The organism is Candidatus Omnitrophota bacterium (assembly GCA_013791745.1).
Taxonomy (GTDB): domain Bacteria; phylum CG03; class CG03; order CG03; family CG03; genus CG03.
This window is the reverse complement of record VMTH01000047.1, coordinates 1-3,686: the sequence shown is the minus strand read 5'-3', so window position 1 is coordinate 3,686 and position 3,686 is coordinate 1. Positions and strand designations below refer to the sequence as shown.

Below are 3,686 nucleotides of genomic sequence, written 5' to 3'. Positions count from 1 at the left end.
ACAGCAGGGGAATATTCCCGCCAAAGAAGACCGTAATGATGTTAGCGCGCTAAGAATAACATTTTTTCTCCTCGGCGGGCTGTTATTGCTGAATATCGGAGCGAAATGGGTTGTGGCCGGCGCGGTTAAAATAGCTGAGCTGTATGGTGTTGATAAAAGAATCATCGGCCTTACGATTGTCGCCGCAGGGACATCGCTCCCGGAACTTGCGACCTCTATGGCGGCGGCAGTCAAGAAGCGCCCGGATATTGCCGTCGGCAATATTATAGGGTCAAATATATTCAATATCCTTTTTATACTCGGTATCAGCTCGATCATACGCCCTCTTGAATTTCTTCCCGTTAATTTTTTTGATCTAACGGTTGTGATAGTCTCAAGCGCGCTGATATTTATAACCATGTTTAGCGGAGGAAAAAGAACGCTTGATAGATGGGAAGGCCTTTGTTTCGTGGTTTTGTACATAACGTATCTATGGTTTATTACGCGGAGCCCGGGTTGAGACGTATGGCGGTTGTTTATGCTATACTGAAATCTGAATATTTGAAAGAGAATGTATAAAATTTTAACGGCTGTCGGGACTCAAAATAAACATCGTCAGTTTTCGGGTATAGATGTTGGGCGATTTTGGGTTATAAGGGGATTAAAATATTAACAGGTATGAAAAACGATAATCAACTCATAGAATTTCTTGCGGATAGAGGCAATGGCCTCTCGCCGTTATTGATACTTATGCATGATTATCCGGATCCGGATTCTATGGCTTCGGCGCTTGCCTTGAGCTATCTCTGCAGAGAGAAGTTTCAGATAAAAACGAAGATTGTTTACGGGGGGATCATCAGCAGCCTTGACAACCGGGACATGGTAAGGGAATTAAAGATTCCAGCGCATAAGCTAAAAATATCTGATCTATCAAGATACAGAAATGTGGCTCTTGTTGACACCCAGCCCGCGTTTGAAAACAACTCGTTTCCAAAAGACAGGAAAGCCGCTATCATAATAGACCAGCATATTCCCGTGTCGGCGCCGCAGGCGGACTTGTCTTTAATTGATGAAAAAAGAGGCGCTACATGCGAAATATTGGCGGAGGCAATAATCTCTTTGAATAATGAGATACCTGAAAACCTGGCAACAGCGCTGGCTTACGGAATACTTACGGACACTATGAATTTATCCGCTGTACACAGCAGGAAAACATTTGATATTTACGGGACGATATTTGGGTTCTGTAATATAAAAACTTTATCAAGTCTTCAGAATACGAAGCGGCCCGCTTTATTTTTTTTCAACATGCGCAAAACAATAGATGAGGCGCAGATATGTGGCAGACTGATATTCTGCCATCTGGAAAATATTGAGGACCCTGTATATACGGCCCACAGCGCGAATTTTCTGCTCACATACAAAAAAGCGGATTGGGCGCTCTGCACAGGGCGGTATAACGGAAGACTTTATGTGTCGCTGCGGAGCATAAAACAGGATGTATCCGCCGGAGATATCTTGAGAAGTATTTTCCCGAAAAATGTTTTGGCCGGGGGGCATGGTAATATCGCCGGCGGAAGTATTGAATTAGGGGATGCGATCTCCGAGGATGAATGGAAAAACAGGGAAGACGGAATGGCATCAAGGCTGATAAAAAAGTTAAGGATTAAAAGCAGCAGAGGCATAACTTCGGCGTTTCAGGGAGGGAGTGCTCTTGCACCAATTAAAAACAGAAGGGGGGATGATGAGGAGAAATAAGGGGTATGTTGTCTTGATGGCGGTATTGATAAGTTTTATTTTTGCGCGCCCGGTTTTTTCTTCGGAAATGACGCTTGACACCCTTATTATACTGATGGAGGAGCAAAACATCGCTTTTGAGAATGAAGTGAAAGATATAGTGATGGATCTTACATCACAGGAAATTATGCCTAACGGGCTGAAGGTCAAAAGCCGGATAAAATTTATAAGCAAAGGCAAAAAGACAAAAGAAGTCGTCGCGATGGAATTTCAAGAATATTCAGGCGGCAAGAAAAAACCTTATAAATTGACAAAAATGGCAATTGACGACGGTGAAAACAAATGGGTATTTGATCCCGCGGTATTCCGGTGGATACCTTCATTTGAGGAAGAGGTTTATGCGGTTGATATAGTTGACCTGATGAAGTGGCAGAGTGATTTAACGCCAGAGGCAAAACTTCTCGGTGAGGATGTGATAGACGGTAACCCCGCATATCTTGTGGATATACCGGGGGATGAAGAAGTTTACACTAAAATATGGGTTGATCAACGGCGTCTTGTGGTTTTGAAAGTGGAATACAGGGACAGTGAAGGCAGTGTGACATCTGAAATTTTTACAGATATAAGAAAGGTTAAAAAGAAGTGGGATCTACCTTTTAAAGTTGAAACTAAAAAGGATGGCGAGCTGCTGCAGACGCTTGTGGTGAACTCGGTTAAGATCAATAGCGGCATTTCCGACCAAATCTTTATTCCGCCCAAAGGCACCATTTGGGTAGAGGCGCAGGCGTTAGCGTACAGAGATATTTCGCCGGAAGATGAAATGCCTTCCGAGCTGCATGATAATATAATAATGTATCCGGACAGTGAAATTACCAGGGTAATAGACGCCCGGAGCCAGGGCGCCGCATTGATTGTTAAGTTCAGGGCAAATGTTAAATACAAAAAGCTGTATAAATTCTTTGAAAAATCTTTGGAATCCAATGGCTGGCGTATTAATGACAGTTTTGTCGCGAAATACAGAAAAAGCGGAGTGCTGTCATGGATATCCGCGGAAAAAGACGGGATAGCAGTTGAGATCACTATTGCCGGCGCGGATAAGAAAAGAGATTTTGTTCAGGGCGTAATAACATATTATAATGCAAGACAGGAGAATGCAAAATAAAAACGAAGTTTAGCCGTATTATGGGAGCAGAGATGGAGGTTTGGTATGTTTATTGAGTATTTAAGAAGAAATCCTGATGCGGTAAATATAATCCTTTCGGTTTTTGCCGGATTAATAGTTTTTTTTATTTCCAATTTTTTCAAAGCTAAAGCCAGAAAGACAAGGGATGAATTCAATCTTGATGAAAGCCGGTATTTTTTGATTAAAAGGATCATATCGATGTTTTCATATATCATCATAGCCTCAATACTGATTTTTATATGGGGTATCAGTCTTAAGAATATATGGATCACATTAAGCAGTATCGCGGCGATGGTAGCCATAGCTTTTGTCGCGGTCTGGAGTCTTTTGGGGAATATTTTAGCGGGATTGATTTTGTATTTTACGACGCCTTTCAAAATAAACGATCATATTGAACTAAGCCCGGATAATATCTCCGGCAAAGTGATTGCCATAAATGCGTTTTATACGGTTCTTCTTGGCAGTGATAAGGCGTACATTTGTATCCCCAATACATTTTTCTTTCAAAAGTATATAAAAAATTACAAAAACAAACCTATAGCTTAGGCCGTATTTATTACTCGTCCATCTCAGGGAGTGCGGGAGTCTTATTATCAGCGGGGCTTGACAAGAATCTAAAATGATACTAAAATAGTGCCATAATGAAATTGATAACTAAAGAAACGGATTACGCGGTAAGGGCTTTGGCGAATTTAGCTAAAGACGGCGCTTTATTGAAAAACGCGAAACTGATTTCAATAACAGAAAAAATCCCGTATCCGTTTTTAAGAAAAATTCTGCGGAAATT

The 3,686-nt window shown here is 41.5% G+C and carries 5 protein-coding genes; all 5 read left to right on the top strand.

From position 1 onward, the window contains the following. Window positions 1-499 (top strand): sodium:calcium antiporter (locus tag FP827_02370; GenBank protein MBA3051927.1); only part of this gene is annotated, 499 nt, incomplete at its 5' end. A 158-nt stretch (window positions 500-657) separates the two neighbouring features. Further along, on the top strand, window positions 658-1,737 hold the full coding sequence (locus tag FP827_02365; protein ID MBA3051926.1) for a hypothetical protein: 1,080 nt from the start codon (window positions 658-660) through the stop codon (window positions 1,735-1,737). Further along, window positions 1,721-2,878, top strand: coding sequence for an outer membrane lipoprotein-sorting protein (locus FP827_02360; GenBank protein MBA3051925.1), 1,158 nt, complete (start codon window positions 1,721-1,723; stop codon window positions 2,876-2,878). The genes FP827_02365 and FP827_02360 overlap by 17 nt, the downstream gene beginning before the upstream one ends. 45 nt (window positions 2,879-2,923) lie before the next feature. Next, window positions 2,924-3,445: a mechanosensitive ion channel family protein gene (locus FP827_02355; protein MBA3051924.1), complete on the top strand. Its 522-nt coding sequence runs from the start codon at window positions 2,924-2,926 to the stop codon at window positions 3,443-3,445. Between the two features lie 95 nt (window positions 3,446-3,540). Beyond that, window positions 3,541-3,686, top strand: a 146-nt coding sequence (locus tag FP827_02350) for an Rrf2 family transcriptional regulator (protein ID MBA3051923.1), incomplete at its 3' end; no start/stop codon positions are given.